Source organism: Microcystis sp. M079S1 (assembly GCF_020246425.1).
In the GTDB taxonomy this organism is placed as follows: domain Bacteria; phylum Cyanobacteriota; class Cyanobacteriia; order Cyanobacteriales; family Microcystaceae; genus Microcystis; species Microcystis aeruginosa.
On sequence record NZ_JADBSZ010000108.1, the window covers coordinates 1 to 15,911 of the forward strand.

Annotated in this window: 15 protein-coding genes, 3 tRNA genes and 3 pseudogenes; 6 read left to right on the forward strand and 15 right to left on the reverse strand. The window is 44.3% G+C overall.

The features are described 5' to 3' along the window. Positions 1-319, forward strand: a 319-nt coding sequence (locus IM456_RS06955) for an RNA-guided endonuclease InsQ/TnpB family protein (RefSeq protein ID WP_287712758.1), incomplete at its 5' end; no start/stop codon positions are given. 55 nt (positions 320-374) lie between these two features. Here the strand turns inward: IM456_RS06955 and IM456_RS06960 are convergent. After that, entirely contained in the window at positions 375-1,298 is a 924-nt protein-coding gene (locus tag IM456_RS06960) for an AAA family ATPase (protein WP_287691286.1), read from the reverse strand. 254 nt (positions 1,299-1,552) lie between these two features. Between IM456_RS06960 and IM456_RS06965 the strand changes: the two genes are divergently transcribed. Continuing rightward, complete coding sequence (locus tag IM456_RS06965) at positions 1,553-1,777, forward strand: hypothetical protein (RefSeq protein ID WP_149987530.1); 225 nt, start codon at positions 1,553-1,555, stop codon at positions 1,775-1,777. Here the strand turns inward: IM456_RS06965 and IM456_RS06970 are convergent. The 8 genes from IM456_RS06970 to IM456_RS07005 all read right to left on the reverse strand — a co-directional run bounded on the left by IM456_RS06970 (position 1,774) and on the right by IM456_RS07005 (position 6,625). After that, positions 1,774-2,697 (reverse strand): bifunctional riboflavin kinase/FAD synthetase, encoded by a 924-nt coding sequence (locus IM456_RS06970; protein WP_287691284.1) that lies wholly within the window; start codon positions 2,695-2,697, stop codon positions 1,774-1,776. The two genes, IM456_RS06965 and IM456_RS06970, sit on opposite strands and share 4 nt — an antisense overlap. A 141-nt stretch (positions 2,698-2,838) precedes the next feature. Continuing rightward, positions 2,839-3,552, reverse strand: coding sequence for a 50S ribosomal protein L1 (gene rplA, locus IM456_RS06975; protein ID WP_002796882.1), 714 nt, complete (start codon positions 3,550-3,552; stop codon positions 2,839-2,841). A 55-nt stretch (positions 3,553-3,607) separates the two neighbouring features. Continuing rightward, positions 3,608-4,033 (reverse strand): 50S ribosomal protein L11, encoded by a 426-nt coding sequence (gene rplK, locus IM456_RS06980; protein WP_002735897.1) that lies wholly within the window; start codon positions 4,031-4,033, stop codon positions 3,608-3,610. Positions 4,034-4,036: 3 nt separating this feature from the next. Then, positions 4,037-4,654: a transcription termination/antitermination protein NusG gene (gene nusG, locus IM456_RS06985; protein WP_149987529.1), complete on the reverse strand. Its 618-nt coding sequence runs from the start codon at positions 4,652-4,654 to the stop codon at positions 4,037-4,039. Beyond that, the gene (secE, locus tag IM456_RS06990; RefSeq protein ID WP_002765998.1) at positions 4,651-4,887 is read right to left on the reverse strand and encodes a preprotein translocase subunit SecE; all 237 of its coding nucleotides are present in this window, start codon (positions 4,885-4,887) and stop codon (positions 4,651-4,653) included. The genes nusG and secE overlap by 4 nt, the downstream gene beginning before the upstream one ends. Positions 4,888-5,011: 124 nt before the next feature. Next, positions 5,012-5,084, reverse strand: a tRNA-Trp gene (locus tag IM456_RS06995). A gap of 101 nt (positions 5,085-5,185) precedes the next feature. Continuing rightward, complete coding sequence (gene rplS, locus IM456_RS07000; protein WP_002738040.1) at positions 5,186-5,548, reverse strand: 50S ribosomal protein L19; 363 nt, start codon at positions 5,546-5,548, stop codon at positions 5,186-5,188. Positions 5,549-5,776: 228 nt separating this feature from the next. Beyond that, the gene (locus IM456_RS07005; protein ID WP_149987528.1) at positions 5,777-6,625 is read right to left on the reverse strand and encodes a carbonic anhydrase; all 849 of its coding nucleotides are present in this window, start codon (positions 6,623-6,625) and stop codon (positions 5,777-5,779) included. Positions 6,626-7,026: 401 nt separating this feature from the next. Between IM456_RS07005 and psbN the strand changes: the two genes are divergently transcribed. Next, on the forward strand, positions 7,027-7,158 hold the full coding sequence (gene psbN / locus IM456_RS07010; RefSeq protein WP_012266479.1) for a photosystem II reaction center protein PsbN: 132 nt from the start codon (positions 7,027-7,029) through the stop codon (positions 7,156-7,158). Here the strand turns inward: psbN and IM456_RS07015 are convergent. The 4 genes from IM456_RS07015 to IM456_RS07030 form a co-directional block, all read right to left on the reverse strand. Then, positions 7,155-10,163, reverse strand: a complete 3,009-nt coding sequence (locus IM456_RS07015) for an alpha-mannosidase (RefSeq protein ID WP_287691283.1) — start codon at positions 10,161-10,163, stop codon at positions 7,155-7,157. The two genes, psbN and IM456_RS07015, sit on opposite strands and share 4 nt — an antisense overlap. Positions 10,164-10,307: 144 nt before the next feature. Then, positions 10,308-10,379, reverse strand: a tRNA-Thr gene (locus tag IM456_RS07020). 8 nt (positions 10,380-10,387) lie between these two features. Beyond that, positions 10,388-10,472 (reverse strand) — tRNA-Tyr (locus IM456_RS07025). A 140-nt stretch (positions 10,473-10,612) separates the two neighbouring features. Further along, entirely contained in the window at positions 10,613-10,909 is a 297-nt protein-coding gene (locus tag IM456_RS07030; RefSeq protein WP_149987526.1) for a ferredoxin, read from the reverse strand. Between the two features lie 798 nt (positions 10,910-11,707). On the opposite strand from IM456_RS07030, the gene IM456_RS07035 reads away from it, so the two are divergent. Then, positions 11,708-12,931: an RNA-guided endonuclease InsQ/TnpB family protein gene (locus IM456_RS07035; RefSeq protein ID WP_149987525.1), complete on the forward strand. Its 1,224-nt coding sequence runs from the start codon at positions 11,708-11,710 to the stop codon at positions 12,929-12,931. A gap of 1,587 nt (positions 12,932-14,518) precedes the next feature. Then, positions 14,519-14,644 (forward strand): annotated as a pseudogene (locus tag IM456_RS07040) (PEP-CTERM sorting domain-containing protein); the annotation flags it as partial. A 128-nt stretch (positions 14,645-14,772) separates the two neighbouring features. On the opposite strand, the pseudogene IM456_RS23245 reads toward IM456_RS07040, so the two are convergent. Beyond that, positions 14,773-15,046 (reverse strand): annotated as a pseudogene (locus IM456_RS23245) (IS1634 family transposase); the annotation flags it as partial. A 215-nt stretch (positions 15,047-15,261) separates the two neighbouring features. Here IM456_RS23245 and IM456_RS07045 point away from each other — a divergent pair. Beyond that, positions 15,262-15,774, forward strand: a pseudogene (locus IM456_RS07045) (Eco57I restriction-modification methylase domain-containing protein); the annotation flags it as partial. Positions 15,775-15,803: 29 nt separating this feature from the next. Here IM456_RS07045 and IM456_RS07050 read toward each other — a convergent pair. Next, positions 15,804-15,911, reverse strand: a 108-nt coding sequence (locus IM456_RS07050; protein ID WP_287691290.1) for a transposase, incomplete at its 5' end; no start/stop codon positions are given.

Here is a 15,911-nt window from a genome sequence, read left to right on the forward strand (position 1 = left end):
GGGAGAAATCACTCGACAATTAGCCTATAAATGCCGTTGGTATGGGAGAAACTACATCGAAATAGATAGATGGTTTCCTAGCTCTAAAAGATGTAGTAATTGCGGGTATATTGCTGAAAAAATGCCGTTAAATATTCGAGAGTGGGATTGTCCAGACTGTGGGACTCACCATGACCGAGATATTAACGCTAGTAAAAATATTTTGGCCGCAGGGCTTGCGGTGTCAGTCTGTAGAGCGACCATAAGACCAGAACAGAGTAAATCTGTTCAGGCAGGTGCGGAACCCCGCAAGGGAAAGAAGCAGAAACCTAAATCGTGAGGTTTGGGAATCACCGTCCGTTTACGGCGGTGAGGATGTCAACGATAACTGAAATTTAAGCATAGATGCGATCCTCGATCGCCACCGATTGCAGAAGTCTTTCCACGATAGCTTTAGCTTGACGACCGTGACTAGGAATCAGACGATGGCAGAAGACGTAGGGAGTAATCAACTTAACATCATCGGGGATAGCATAATCGCGACCTTCGAGGAAAGCGTAAGCTTGAACTGCTTTTTGCAAAACCACACAACCCCGGGGACTGACTCCTAAACTAATATCTTCGTGATCACGGGTAGCGCGGACTAAATCGACGATATATTGCTGTAAAGCAGGAGCTACCTTGACCAGACTGACTAATCTTTGCAATTCTACCACCTGTTCTAAGGAAATACAAGCTTCTAGGGATTTAACCGCCTCTTGAGAATGCTGTCTTTGTAACATTTTTAATTCTTCTGCCGCGCTGGGATAACCCAAACTCAGGCAAACGGCAAAACGGTCCATTTGTGCTTCTGGAAGCGGAAAAGTGCCTTGATATTCGATCGGATTTTGGGTGGCAATAACAAAGAAGGGTTGGGGAACCAGACGCGCCTCTCCATCGATGGTAACTTGTTTTTCTTCCATGACTTCTAGAAGTGCCGATTGGGTGCGCGGAGTGGCCCGGTTGATTTCATCGGCCAACAGGACGTTAGCAAAAGCGGGGCCGGGGATAAATTCAAATTCGCGACTGTTGGGGTTCCAAATCGTGGTTCCCGTGATATCACTGGGGAGGAGGTCAGGGGTGCATTGTACCCGTTGGAAACGACCGTTAATTGAACGCGCTAAGGATTTGGCTAACAGGGTTTTGCCGACTCCGGGGACATCTTCGAGGAGAGCGTGACCACCACTGAGCAAAGCCACCAGCACAATGCGAATCGATTCGGTTTGGCCAACGATGCTCTGGCTCAAATTTTCCATCAAAATATCAATAGCGTCTCTCATGGCACAAATGGGGTATTCTGTCAAGAAGATTAATGTTAAGTTTTTTTGATCTTAACGATTCTTTTCCTAATTTGCCCACACTAGCGAGGAAAGTTGACAGACAATGGCGGGAAATTTTCTGCTAGGGAGCTAATCGGGGTTAGGGTGGCGAGCATGGAGAAAATTAGTTAAGAATTGTTGCCAGTGGGCGAAATCAAGATTTTAAGTCGGTTCAGTACGGTAAAATCGAGAAGAATTTCTCTTAATCAGTGAAGATGAAAGCCAGTTCGCTCGTTTTTAGTCTTGTTTTAGGAATCGCTGCCAGTACATTAATCAACCTGAAAACCATCAAAAGTCAGGCGTTAGCGGGTCAATTACCACCGTCTCAAGGCATTGTTACCCTGGGATTAGCACGAGAAGTAGCTGATTGGATCGATTCCCTCGATTCTCCTTTATTGAAAGCGGTGGGTAAAGTGGAAAGAGAATACCAAAAATATTAGGATTTGTCAGTTACAGAACATAGAATTAACCGAGAGCGATCGCAGTCTATCTCGATCTGATTTTTTAATCGATCGAGAGAATTAAATTTCTGTTCTGGTCGCAGGAATTGCACTAAATCCATCGTTAAAATGCGATCATATACATAGCCCGACCAATCCAATAAATGGATTTCCACACTGATAGTTTTTCCCTCGATCGTGGGACGATAACCGATATTCATAACTGCCGGTAAGCGAGAACCATCGAGATGCACCCAACCGCAATAAACCCCGAATCGCGGCAATAATTTATCGGGGGGAACCTGTAGATTAGCGGTATGAAAACCTAATGTTCTGCCCAGCTGTTGCCCGACGACCACGCGACCGGTTAAACTGTAGGGACGACCTAACATTTGCCCAGCTTGCTCAACGTTTCCTGCTGCCAAAGCTTGACGAATTAGGGAACTACTAATCCGACCCGACTCACAGTTTTTTAAACCAACAATCTCGACTTTAATATTAAATTGAGAGGCGATCTGTAATAAATCTTCGGCTGTACCTTGACGACGATAACCGAAGTGAAAATCTTGACCAACACTGATCGATTTAGCCTGTAGTTTTTCTACTAAAATCTGTTCGACAAAAGCCAAGGGAGTCAGGGAAGCTAATTGAGCCGAAAAAGGCAGTAAAACTAATTGTTTAACGCCTAAATTCTCTAAAACCTCCACCTTTTCCCCTAGAGGAGTTAATAATTGCCATTTTTCTCCCGTAAAAAATTCTCGCGGGTGGGGAGTAAAACTAACAACGGTGGGATAAGCGGGGTCATCCTGAAAAATTGGCTGTAGGACGGTTTGATGACCTAGGTGCAAACCATCAAAGTTACCAAGAGCGATCGCACAAGGGGCTAAAATACGGGTATTAGGGGAATCTACAATCCACACGCTGGCTTTAAGAACAGATACAAGAGAATAATTCAAGCGATTAATCTTGAGTGTAGCCTTTTGATTCTATATCAATCGGGCGATCAAGCCAAAAAAACACCCCCAATTACTTGGGGGCTTTTTCAGACAAAATAACTGTCATTAACCTTCTGCTAATTTCAGATCCCGCAGGGCGCTAATATCCACTTGAATCGATGGCCCCATGGAGGAAGAAACGTAAACTGTGCGCCAGTAACGACCCTTGGCCCCGGAAGGCCGGTTTCTGTCCACCGTTTCCTGTAAAGCTTTCAAATTGACTAACAGATCCTCGGCACTAAAAGAAGCTTTACCAAATTGAACGTGAACGATACCGGTGCGATCAGCCCGGAATTCCAATTTACCCGCTTTAAACTCAGCGATTGCCCCCGTTAAATCCGTGGTTACGGTTCCCCCTTTCGGTGAAGGCATTAAACCCCGCGGACCGAGTTGACGACCTAATTTAGCCACTTTCGGCATCATATCGGGGGTGGCGATCAAAACCTCGAAATCCATCATCCCCTTGGCGATTTCTTCGATTAATTCTTCCGAACCAACGATATCGGCTCCGGCGTTGTTCGCTTCCTGTACCTTTTCCCCGCGAGTAATGACCGCTACTCGCACCGTGCGTCCGGTTCCTTTGGGTAAACTTACCGTTGTCCGCAGTTGTTGGTCGGTATATTTAGGATCGATACCTAAACGAATATGAGCTTCGGCGGTTTCGTCGAATTTCGCCGTCGCTAATTCCTTTAATAATGTCAGTGCCTCTAATGGCTCGTAGGCTTTATTTTCTACCTTAGCCTGGGCATCTCGCAAACGTCGTGAAACTTTTTTTACCATCTGATTTGTTGCTCCTTGGGTAATAACGAAGCTTAACTTCTCCCCGAAATAAGATTTAGTCTGAGATCTTGACACCCATATTTCTGGCCGTTCCCGCCACAATATTCATGGCCGCTTCGATGTCGTTAGCGTTAAGATCGGGCATTTTAGTTTGGGCGATTTCGCGTAATTGGTCGCGGGTAATGGTGGCGACAAATTTCTTGTTGGGTTCGTTGGAACCTCTTTCCACACCGGCCGCTTTGCGGATGAGAACGGAAGCGGGGGGAGTTTTGAGGACAAAGGTAAAACTACGATCCTCAAAAACGGAGATTTCCACAGGGATGATCATCCCAGCCTGATCGGCGGTTTTAGCGTTGTAATCTTTACAAAACGCCATAATATTCACCCCGTGTTGACCTAAAGCAGGACCCACGGGAGGAGCAGGGTTAGCCTTACCAGCAGGTAAAGCTAGTTTAATAATTGCGACGACTTTTTTAGCCATGATTTAGTTTTGTTTTTCGACTTGATTAAATTCCAATTCGACCGGGGTATCCCGACCAAAAATGGAGAGCAGGGCCTTGAGTTTGCCGCGCTCGGGACTAACTTCGATCACTTCCCCTTCAAAGTCCTTAAATGGACCAGATAGAACCAAGATTTGATCGCCAACTTCCATATCGATTTTGACGACGGGTTCTTGAATCTGAGCTTGTTTGAAGATGCGATCGACTTCTGACATACTCAAGGGTAGCGGGGTGACGTGACCGCGGCCGCGTCCGTAGTGGCGTTTTTGTTCGGCCCCGACAAAGTTGATCACATGGGGGGTGTTTTTGACCACCTGCCAAGCGTCATCATCCATGATCATTCTGATCAGGACATAACCGGGGAAGACTTTTTCCTCACCGTGTTGCCGTGAACCATCCTTGCGGACTTTGACGGTGGCCGCTTGGGGAATCTGAACTTGCAGAATGCGATCGGCCACATCGAGGGTGTGGATGCGCTGTTCCAAATTAGCTTTGACCCGTTTCTCACAACCGGAAGCCACCTGCACGGCATACCAACGGGGTTTTTTCGGTAGGTCGCCGAGATTGACTTCTTCGGGAAATTGCTCTTCTTCTAGATTCATGGGAACACCTTCCCCGCACCCCAGGCAAAGAATTTATCAATCAGATAGATGAGAGTGGCTACCAAAGTCACCATTAACATCACGGCCGCTGATTCACTCAAAAGTTGCTGACGGGAAGGCCAGACGACTTTGGCGAGTTCTTCTTTGGTTTCATTGACGAATTCCTTGACCTGAAAGGAGCTTCCCTCTTTCTTGTCGCTCGTGTCTTTTTCTAGGGTTTCTTTTTTGGCCACGATCGCTACTCCTTAAAATGATACTCAAGCTATCCTTAACTTATCATTTTCACCGGACAACCCACACTAACCCCCAGACATTTAGATCATGTCCTTTGCAGTTATCGGCTTGGTGATTACCAAACGCGCCCTGGAGGACTTGAACCCCCGACATCAGGTTTTGGAGACCTGCGTTCTACCAACTGAACTAAGAGCGCCCATTCGCTAAACTATTTGGCTTTTTTAAGGCCTTTATTTATTATAGCGTAGTTGTTGGCGATTGAGCAACTTTCTTGGTTAGGCTGTCGCCGGAAAATTTTTAGAGAGGGCGATCGAAACGTTCTTGTACCCTGGTGGCTTTGCCAACCCGATCGCGCAGATAGTAGAGTTTCGCCCGACGTACTTTACCACGACGGATGATCTTGATACTGGCAACCCGCGGCGAGTGGAGCAGGAAGACTCTTTCTACTCCCACACCCTGGAAGACTTTGCGTACTGTAATCGTTTCGTTGATACCGCCATGGCGTTTGGCGATGACAATACCCTCGTAGGGCTGAATCCGCTCTTTATCTCCTTCAACGATTCGCACCCCTACCCGGATCGTGTCACCGACATGGATAATGGGCAGATCGCTCTTGAGATACTCGGCTTCGATTGATTTGATAATCTCTTCCGTTTTCATCGGCTTTCGTAAAACTGACAGTTTTCCATCATACCATATTTTTTGAGTAAAAAGCAATAGCTATTAGCTTTCCTAACACTGAGCGTTGCTGACTTGCCGATGCTGTCACCAGATGTTAGGCTGATTGTCCCGGATTACGGTCATTATCAACTGGGAAGGCTCTTGCCATTAACTGCCACTCTAGAGACGGTAATAAGCACATCTCTAGAGAATTTCTCTAATCCCTAATTAACTTCTCGAACCGCGATAAATGCGATCGGCTTGGGAGGGGTCTAAATAATTATAGCCCGGTTTTTGGGTTGAGGAGCCATTGTTTTTCGCCACAGTATTAACCGCAGGAGTCGCTTTTTTTACGTCCGCATTAGTCCTGATATAATCCTCAGAAATCTTGAAGGGATGACTATTGGGAAGGTGACGACTAGGGGGTAAATTGTCTTCTGGTTCGGGATGGGTAATTTTACTATGGGGAGCGACAAAATCGTGTAGGATGGGATCATAGGCTAAAATTTCGCCGGTTTCAATCCGAAAAATCCAACCGTGTAGGGACAATTTACCCTGATGTAATCGGGAACGAATAATTGGATAGGTTTGCAAATTACTTAACTGGTTGAGAACATTTTCTGCTACTGTCACCTCGATCAGTTCTTCTCCTTCTAGTTCTTTGTAATTATCCTTAACTAAACGTCGAGTAGCTTCTGCTTGCTTTAACCAATTGTAAACTAAAGGCATTTCATCGGCCAGACTTTGCAATTTTAACAAACCTTTCATCGCTCCACAATGGGAGTGACCGCAGATAATCACTTGCTCGATGCCGAGAGCGTTGATAGCATATTCTATAGATGCACCCTCACCGCCATTGGTTGCCCCGTAGGGAGGAATTATATTTCCCGCATTACGAATTACGAATAATTCCCCCACCTCCGCTTGGGTAATTAGGTTAGGATCGATCCTGGAATCGGAACAGGTAATAAACAGGATTCTCGGTTTTTGTCCGTGGGAGAGTTGCTCAAATAATTGTCGATGTTCATCAAAATAACCACTCTGAAACCTTTCTAGTCCCTGTAGGAGTTTCTTCATAATAATTCTTCTAGTTTAGTTTGATCGCTATTTAGGGTTTGCGGCAAAAAGTTTGTTGGTGGGGTTAGGAGTCAGGAGTCTCCGAGTCAGTAGCCGGTCGTTTCAGGCTTTGTTGCCCTCTTTTTTGTACCAGTTTATGTACTAAAAGAAGGATAATGCCAGGTTTTTGAATGTCCCAATCCTATTTTCGCAGCACTAACATCGGATTTTAACAGGTCAAAAGCCTTATTTTAAAAGGGTTTTACCATTATTCAGCAAGCCCTATTTAGTTGATCCTTTCACCATTATCGGGCATGAGATAACAGCAATGCAACTGGCCCGATTAGCGATCGCTATCGGCGGCGAGGATGTCAAATCTTGTTAAGATAAGATACAGACTGTATCTAAGCAAATTTTATTCTATGGAAACTGCAACAATTTTGGGTATTTCGATCGCTGCCGCTTTGGTGGGGATTACCGTTTTAGCTCTTTATACCGCTTTTGGACCGCCAGCAGCAGAATTAAGCGATCCTTTTGAAGATCACGAAGATTAATTCTTTAATAACCATGTGGCTATCTGCCAAGGAGAAAGTTGCTCAACAGGATCGATCGCTCTTTCTAAACCGTCGATCGATTCTTTTATTGTTAATTTTAATTGATTTTGCCAATCAATAACAGCGTTTTCTCCCTGACATTCATAAACGCGCATTACCCAACTCCGAGCGGATGTTTCACTTTGTTTGAAACTCATTAAAATTAAGTTATCGGCCGATAATTTTAACCATTGTGCCACGGGTGGCAACTGGGTTGATCGATAAGAATTAGTAATAAAAATAACGTTGACAGGTGAGTTTAACTGCCAAGCGTGATGGACAGTTTTCGCCGTTTTCCAGTTACCTTGGTGGGGATATATTGCATAGGTAAATTCTTGTTTCCCCAGATCCGCCTCGGGATCTGGCCATCGGGGACTTCTCAACAGAGTTAATCGTAGTTGCTGGTTAGTAGCATCATAGCCATATTTATTATTATTTAAAAGACTAACCCCATAGTTTGCCTCTGTATCGGTTAAATCCGCCCATTTATGACCGTAAACTTCCCATTTTGGTGATTCTGGTTCGTGGTAACGCTCGATCGCACCACAGGCAATTTCATAGGTGGTAAAATCACTGTTGAGGCTGAGAGGAAAAGCGGTTTTTACTAAAGTATGTTCCTGCTGCCAATTAACAATAGTTTTAATCTGGAGAATAGGAGCATCTTTTTCTAAGATATAATCTTGACAAAATTCCGAATCAGCTAAACTTCTGATCACGCGAATCTGCCAGCGCAAGGGACCACATTCTAAGCATTCGATCGATTTTAATACTGTTTTAGGTAAGGGATATTGTTGATAATTCGGCTCGATATTCCAAGCGTCCCAATATTGTCCTTGATCTTTAAATGCCTGTAATTGATTACCAGCAGCTTGCAGGATTTCTTTTTGATTAATTATATCAAATATACTATCTATATCCCCCGTTTCCGAGTTAATAGTAACTTTAAGCAAGCCATTATCTAAAATAAATTGGCAGTTAGTTAAATTTTTCTCGGCTGCTTGCTGATTGGGAACTAACCAAAATAACTTATAACCCACAGCAGGAATATTTTCAGCGAGAAATAATAGCTGATTGTCGTGGGATAATTGCCAGGGACAGAGACAATTATTTAAGTCATAAACCGAGCAATTGACAGATTCTATAGCTAAAGAGATAACCTGGGATCTTTCCCAGTTGAGAGAATTAAAAACTAGAAAAGGTTTTGCTTGGGGATGGGGAGGATTAGGTAAATTAATTTGAGTGGCAATTGCTTGTAAAGCTTGATCTAAAATTGCTTCACCTGTGCTGATAACTTGCCGCCATAACTGATTGGCATCCCTAAACACTTCGTGGATAGAAGTTCCAGGAAGTATATCGTGAAACTGATTTAATAAAACCTTTTTCCATGCGGATTCTATCTCGACTTTCGGATAGGGAATCTCTAGTAAGATATTAGCCAGAGAAGACCATAATTCTCCTTGATACAAGAGGATTTCACAGTAACGATTATAGGCCTTTTGGTCAGCGTGGGTAGTATAACAACCCCGATGGAATTCTAGATATAATTCATCATCCCAGATAGGAAGATTACTTGTCTCCAGACTGTTCAGATAAGTTGTTGCTTGGCTAAATTTTAACTGGGGGAAAAAAGGAGATTTTTGCCAACGTTGGGCTACCTCTAACATATCACGAGTCGGACCGCCGCCATGGTCGCCAACACCGGGCAACCAAAAAATATCTTTTAAGCCGGTTTGCCGTTCCCAATTGAGAGCATGATCGGTCATAATAATTGGATTAGTATCCATAACTCCGGCAACATTGGGAGGAGACATTAGGGAAAGAATTTTACTGCCATCGGGAGATTGCCACCAGAAAAAACCGTGGGGAAATTTAGTCGTATCATTCCAATGTAGTTTCCCGGTTACAAAATATTTTATGCCAAAGGATTTAAGAATTTGTGGCAATTGGTAGGGAAACCCAAAGGTATCTGGCAGCCAAGCAGTTTCAGTGATTTGTCCAAATTTTTCTTGAAAATATTTTTGTCCATAAAGCAGCTGTCGAAATAGGGATTCCCCGGAGATCAAATTGACTTCTGGTTCTACCCACATCCCGCCCAAAAGTTCCCAAGATTGCCCTTTATATGCCTCTAGCATTGCTTGAAATAGGTCAGGATGATGTTTTTCTATCCAGTCGTAAATTAGGGGGCTAGAATGACCAAATATGAGGGCAGGAAAATCTTTTTGCAGCTTTAAAACCGAGATAAAAGTGTTTTTTGCCACTTGCCAAGTTTCTGCCAACGGCCACAACCAAGCCAGATCTAAATGTGCGTGGCCGAGAAGATGAAAACTGCGTTCTTTGAGAGGTTGAGCCAGGGGTTGCAGGGATTGACGAATTAATTCTAGGGAGCGATTAAATTTATCTTTGTTGGTGACATTATCCCAGTCAATATTATCGAGAGTGGCGGTAAAAGCCGCTAAGTTTTCAGGATAAAAAGTTTGTAGATAATTATGGAGAATGGTTAATTCATCAGCAACAAAACTAGGATCGATAGCTTGGCTATATTCATAGATTAACTGCGATTTCATCAAACCACCAATATCATGATTGGGACTGACTAAACGGAGAGTAACAAGGATTTCTTGACCGGTAGAGACAGAGTTGGAAAGTAAAATGCGGCCGGAAGAATCAAAGAGGTCTCCTGCTTGGATAAATTGATTATTAACATAAATTTTGACATCTTCCGCCCACCAAGTTAAGATTAATCTCAGTTCCATTCCCTCTAAAGGATAACCGGCTAAATGTTCGGGGACAATAATTTTTTGAGTTAGATATTGGATTTGTCTGCCGGCCGGCCAAATAATGTATTGTTTTTCATTGAGGGTGACGGGTTGAATTGGCTTTCCCGCTGCTGTAGCGATAAACCAATTTTTCTGAACATCTCTGCGGGTGAGGTGAGACAGTTTAGCGATGTTGTCGAGGGGAGACATGAGCCAACAAATAAGTTAATTTTGACTATTTTAGGCGATCGATGCCTAATCGGGCTAGGGGATAACTTCTGTTAACGCCATAGTGCTGAAGACTTGCTTAATCTCATCCTTCAATGGTTGATTGAGAATGAGCAGGAAAGAAAAAGCCCGTGATGAGGATTGAACTCATGACCTCACCCTTACCAAGGGTGTGCTCTACCACTGAGCTACACGGGCATTGATCGTGGTGGGCCGGGCCGGATTCGAACCAGCGTAGGCGTAGCCAACGGATTTACAGTCCGCCCCCATTAACCACTCGGGCACCGACCCATTAATTCCACGATTAACAATCATAGCACCCTTAGCTAAAACACACAAGGGTTTAGGGAAAAAAATTTTTGAGCCATAAAATAACTCCCGTTAAGCACCATAGATAGCACTTAACGGGAGTTTTCTGACAATCTTGAAGATTACTGCAAAGCTGCTTCTTCTTGGTGGGTGAGGATCACACAGTCAGAGGTAGGATAGGCGACGCAGGTGAGGACATAACCCGCTTCAATTTGATCGTCATCTAAGAAGGATTGATCGGATTGATCGACAGTACCAGATTGAAGTTTTCCAGCACAGTTGGAGCAAGCTCCCGCACGGCAGGAATAAGGTAAGTCCAGTCCTTCTTCTTCAGCTACATCGAGAATGTACTCATCATCCTCAACATTAATTGTATGCTCGCCATCGGGTGTTATCAGGGTGACTTTATAAGTTGCCATTGGTTGTTCCTCTTAATTAAATGCTAGTGAAAGCGGCAGTCTCTACAATTGCCTCTCGCTCGTAGTCAGATTGAACGATGCGAGCGAGTTTCATTTTTGATACTACGGGAAAATCTCCCTGACTCAGCCTTGTATTAGTAATGACAGTCTTAAATAAACTTAAAATAAAATTTACTTATAGATATAACCCAGAATTCTTGACGATACTTGCTCGATCTCTAGATAATTTCATCGATCTACAATCTAGCTAAACTAACCACTACTAAGCATTTGGAGCCATAATGTTCATTGTTCTTTTAGTCTTAAGCCGATTTTTGTTAAATATTAATTTAACTTATAGTTAAGATAGATGTCGATGAATTGTCTTTAACCCAGCCAAGAAATTGCTTTTAATTTTCATCCCCATTATATAAGTTACGATTCAAACCTGCGGCTGTGGTAAGTCTTGGCGATTTTTTTTGGCCAAAACCCTTGACAAAATCGGAGACTTGCCCTATACTTCTTGTATAATGGGAATCCGTGCCTGCCTGCGAACCCTTGATTCGTACATTTAAAAACGGTATAGACCGATAGGGTCTTCTGGCAACAAGAGGATAAAGTCTTGGTGAGTCGCTGGTCGGAGAGAGGAATGTAAAAATTTATTAAAAACTATATCTATCTAAAATGTCAAAAGAGGACTCCCGTTAAACCTATCGGTTCTAACGGTGAGATGAATTTTGACCAGCAAGTAAACTAAGCGATAGCGAATCCTCTTTTGTTTGTTTTTCTGTTAACATCAAAAAAGATTGGTGCAGTAAAATGATAACGCTAACCTACCAGTTCAAGCTAAAGTTAACTCGTCAACAGATTGAAAAAGTAGAGCATACTTTGGAAATTTGTCGCCGAGTATATAACTTGGCCCTGTCCGAAAGGAAACACTGGTTAAATAGTCGTAAATCACCCGCTAATGCTTGCTCAATCATTTCCGAGTACATCATCCCTGTCGACGCTCCCTACCCTAACTACATTCATCAAGCAAAATCCCTAACCGCAGCTAAACAGTCCAATGAAGATTTAAGGTCTGTCAATGCTCAAGTATTGCAACAAACCCTTAAAACTTTGGACAAGGCTTTCAGTGACATGAAGGCAAAAGGAAATGGGTTTCCTCGATTCAAAAAAACAATGCGTAGTTTCGTTTTTCCTCAGTTACTCAATAATTGTTTAGCGGAAGGAAAAGTTAAACTGCCTCAATTAGGATGGGTAAAGATCAGGCAATCTAGGGAATATCCCACAGGCTTTGAAGCAAAACAAGCTCGTATTGTTAAAAAAGCCCGTGGTTATTACTTGATGCTCTACTTTCAATCGTCAGAGCAATGTCCAGAACCCATAGTCGGGAAAACCAGTCTGGGGATCGATGCGGGAATTGAAAGTTTTGTAGCTACCAGTCAAGGAGAATTAATTAAAGCTCCACGATTGTTGTTGAAAGCACAGAGTAAGCTTAAATTGCTACAAAGACGCTTAAAACATAAAGTCAAAGGCTCAAAAAGTTGGTTAAAACTCCAAAACAAGATAGCTAGGTTACACGAATCTGTAGCCAATACTCGCCGTGACTGGCATTTTAAATTGGCGCATTATCTTGGCGATTTAGCGGAAAACATTTTTGTCGAAGATATTAATTTTGTTTCTTGGAGTCGAGGAATCGTTCGTCAACGTTCCCTTGAATCAGGAATCGGGCAATTTATCAATGAGATTTTGCCCTATGTTGCTTGGAAAAGACATAAATTGTATCTAAAGGTTGATAAAAATGGGACTTCTCAAGAATGTCCTAGTTGTCACCAGGCAACAGGCAAAAAGAAATTAAGTGAACGGTCACATAATTGTCAATTCTGTGGACACAGAGAAAATCGTGATACCGCCAGCGCAAAGGTAATTGAATACAGAGGAAAAATTGCGGTCGGACAGCCCGTGATTCAAAATGCTTGTGAAGACGTTCTGACGGGGATTAAGCAACGAACGTTGTTTGATCTAGTTAAGTGTCTGTGAAGCAAGAATCCCCCGTTACATTGCGTCAGCAATTAACGGTGGGAGTGTCAATGTTAGGATATAGTTCGGAGGGGGGGCAAAATTTCAATATCTTCCCTGCATAAGCTGGCTGACCCTGCTGCGAGGGTAGCGTTCCCACTTGTAAAAATCCTTTAGTTTCTCATGAACATTAAGAACTTGTCTAATTCGTTGCCTGCAGGCGCGGCACTTGGACTGGCGACTGCTCTTAATGCCTTGTCACCGCAAGTGGCTCAGGCAGAGGTAGGGGCGGTGATCTTTAACAATGCCGATCCATCTCTGGCCTCCGTCGCTCTTGGCGTGAATGATGCCGGCCATCTGAATTTTTCAGATCCATTAGGCTTCAGTCCTGTCAATGCAGGGGCGACAGGCTTGTCCTATCGCTTCCCCGATGGAACCTGGCGGGATGCCACCTCCCCAGGTTGTCTCTGTGAAGGATGGGGCGTGGCTGTCACTGATCCGTTTGGCAGCCGCGTGGCTGGTTGGGTGAATCAATCTTCAGGCAGCGGAGGGCTGAAGGGCGGGACTTTTGGTTCCACGACCACAACAGCCTCCTCTTTCATTCAATTGGCCGACTATCCCGTTGACATTGGGCACTTCTACGGTGTTTCCTTAGTCCCCAATGTGTTTCAAGGCAACGTCACCATCACAAACAGCGGCACGGAAACAGTTACTGATGTGGTTTATCGCCGCGTGATGGATTGGGATGTGCCACCCACTCAGTTGTTTGAGTATGTGAGCCACTTTGGGGTGGAAAGCAATCTTGAATCCGCCGGTGGCAAGGTGCGCTTTGCCAGCAACAACGGCTTCGCAAGTTCAGATCCGCGCTGGTACCCAGGAGAAATTTTTCTCTCCGATTCTTCGATCAATGTTGATTTCTTCCAAAAAGGACCGGCAGACCACGGTTCCGTCTTTGATTTTGCCTTTGGTGATCTGGCCCCGGGTGAGTCCCGCACTTTCAATATCTTCTATGGAGCGGCTGCCAATCTCGCCGATGCCCAAGCCGCGATAGAGAAGCTTAAGCCGGATGTATGGTCGTTCGGTCAGTCCACGAATTCAAGCTATATCCCACCAGAGGAGCCTGTTGATCTATCAGAGGAGCCGGTTGCTCCTCTGGAGCCGGTTGCTCCAGAGGAGCCTGTTGATCTATCAGAGGAGCCGGTTGATCTATCAGAGGAGCCAGTTGATCTATCAGAGGAGCCGGTTGCTCCAGAGGAGCCAGTTGATCTATCAATAGGTTTGCCAGTAGTTGAGGAATTTGCACCCGACTTTTGGTGGAGGTGGAAGAACACCCCGGCCGATGACTTGCCCACCTTTCTCTTTGCCTTTGGTGGTGTAGGTGGGGTGGAGCCGGGGATCACTCCTGGAGAGCAGGTGCTGCCCTTCGTGCCAGCACCAGGCGAATTCATTTTCCCTGCTCCCACACCCCCCGATTGGTCTGACCCACCTTTTGTCCCAGAAGTTGACGACTATCTTGGATCGGGTGAGTTTTTCAGCGTCAAACCCATCTTGCTTGAGTTAAAACCCATGGAAGGTAGTCTAGTCAAAGCTGGGCCACTGACGATGAAAGCGGTTCCCGAACCCAATTCCCTTCTTGGGCTGGTTGCCCTCGGTACTCTCGGCGCAGCTTCAACCCTCAAGCGCAAACTCAAACCCTCCCAATCCACCACAAAAGAAACCACAAAAGTCGGCTAAATTGCCCAGGAAAACACAATAAATTTTCCTTTCATTCAGTCAATTGAGGGGGTATTTCCAGACTCCCCCATTGACAAATGGTCGTAACCTTTGCTGTGGGAGGGATTAAAAGAATTTCCGATGCCCCTTTACTGGGTACAAATTAAATAAACTCCCAATAAATCTAACGCATGATTGTTGCCGAGAAGTCGGTCTAGTTATCTTAGAAAAACGATAACTTCCCTCTCTCATCGTACATTCTACTGTATGCAAGCAAATCGTCCCCACGTCCTCCAATAAAGTCCGAAAACTATGCACAGGGATGTTCTCTTGATTCCGTTTTTTTCTCTCTTTAGACTGAGCGGATTCACTGCGACTCGCTTTAATCACATTCAGGGAACTATGATCAATTTCTTCATCCTCAGTCTAGTCCTTAGCTTGAAATCAGAAGAATTTTAATTTTCATCCCCATTAGTAAGTTACGCCTGCGGCTGTGGTAAGTCTTGGCGATTTTTTTTGGCCAAAACCCTTGACAAAATCGGAGACTTGCCTTATACTTCTTGTATAATGGGAATCCGTGCCTGCCTGCGAACCCTTCATTTTTAGGCTAGATACCCTCAATGCTAGGATAATCGGCCATGTCAGGACAAACGGGCAATAAACCACTTTTTTCTCAACACTATCTTGAGCATCGGCTGCCGGATTCTCCGGAATGGCAAGAGGATGTATCTGGGGCATTTTCCCGCTTAGAGAGTCTTTATCAACAAAAAAAGGCGATTTTGCCGACTCTTAACGAAGCGCAAACGGAAGCAGAATTAATACAACCGATTCTAGAAATTCTCGGTTTTAGTTATATACCGCAAGTAAGCAGTAGGGGAAAAGGAAGGTCAGAAAGGCCAGATTATGCCCTATTTGCCACAGAAAATGACCGTTATCAAGCCTATGCTCTCCAGAATAATGAAAGAGCCTTTTATCGTCAAGTTTTAGCGATCGCTGAGGCCAAATACTGGCAACGTTCTCTTAGTGACGTTTCTAAGAATGATCAGCGAGATATCTGGAAAAATAGTAATCCTTCCTTTCAGATCACCAATTATCTCACGGGGACGGGAGTAGATTGGGGTATTCTCACCAATGGTCGAGAATGGCGCTTATCGAAAATTTGGGTTAAAACCCCGTCGTTTTACGACGGCTTTTCCTGATCTTTGATATAAGACTTAAGAACTTCCAGTGGCGCACCTCCTACAGAAGAGACGAAATAACTGGGCGACCAAAGAGCGTCTTTCCCGTA

Bases quoted from the DNA above. Each gene is read 5' to 3' on its own strand.
- IM456_RS06960 (WP_287691286.1), bottom strand. From the start codon at position 1,298: ATGAGAGACGCTATTGATATTTTGATGGAAAATTTGAGCCAGAGCATC.
- IM456_RS06965 (WP_149987530.1), top strand. From the start codon at position 1,553: ATGAAAGCCAGTTCGCTCGTTTTTAGTCTTGTTTTAGGAATCGCTGCC.
- rplA (WP_002796882.1), bottom strand. From the start codon at position 3,552: ATGGTAAAAAAAGTTTCACGACGTTTGCGAGATGCCCAGGCTAAGGTA.
- rplK (WP_002735897.1), bottom strand. From the start codon at position 4,033: ATGGCTAAAAAAGTCGTCGCAATTATTAAACTAGCTTTACCTGCTGGT.
- nusG (WP_149987529.1), bottom strand. From the start codon at position 4,654: ATGAATCTAGAAGAAGAGCAATTTCCCGAAGAAGTCAATCTCGGCGAC.
- rplS (WP_002738040.1), bottom strand. From the start codon at position 5,548: ATGAAAACGGAAGAGATTATCAAATCAATCGAAGCCGAGTATCTCAAG.
- IM456_RS07005 (WP_149987528.1), bottom strand. From the start codon at position 6,625: ATGAAGAAACTCCTACAGGGACTAGAAAGGTTTCAGAGTGGTTATTTT.
- psbN (WP_012266479.1), top strand. From the start codon at position 7,027: ATGGAAACTGCAACAATTTTGGGTATTTCGATCGCTGCCGCTTTGGTG.
- IM456_RS07015 (WP_287691283.1), bottom strand. From the start codon at position 10,163: ATGTCTCCCCTCGACAACATCGCTAAACTGTCTCACCTCACCCGCAGA.
- IM456_RS07030 (WP_149987526.1), bottom strand. From the start codon at position 10,909: ATGGCAACTTATAAAGTCACCCTGATAACACCCGATGGCGAGCATACA.
- IM456_RS07035 (WP_149987525.1), top strand. From the start codon at position 11,708: ATGATAACGCTAACCTACCAGTTCAAGCTAAAGTTAACTCGTCAACAG.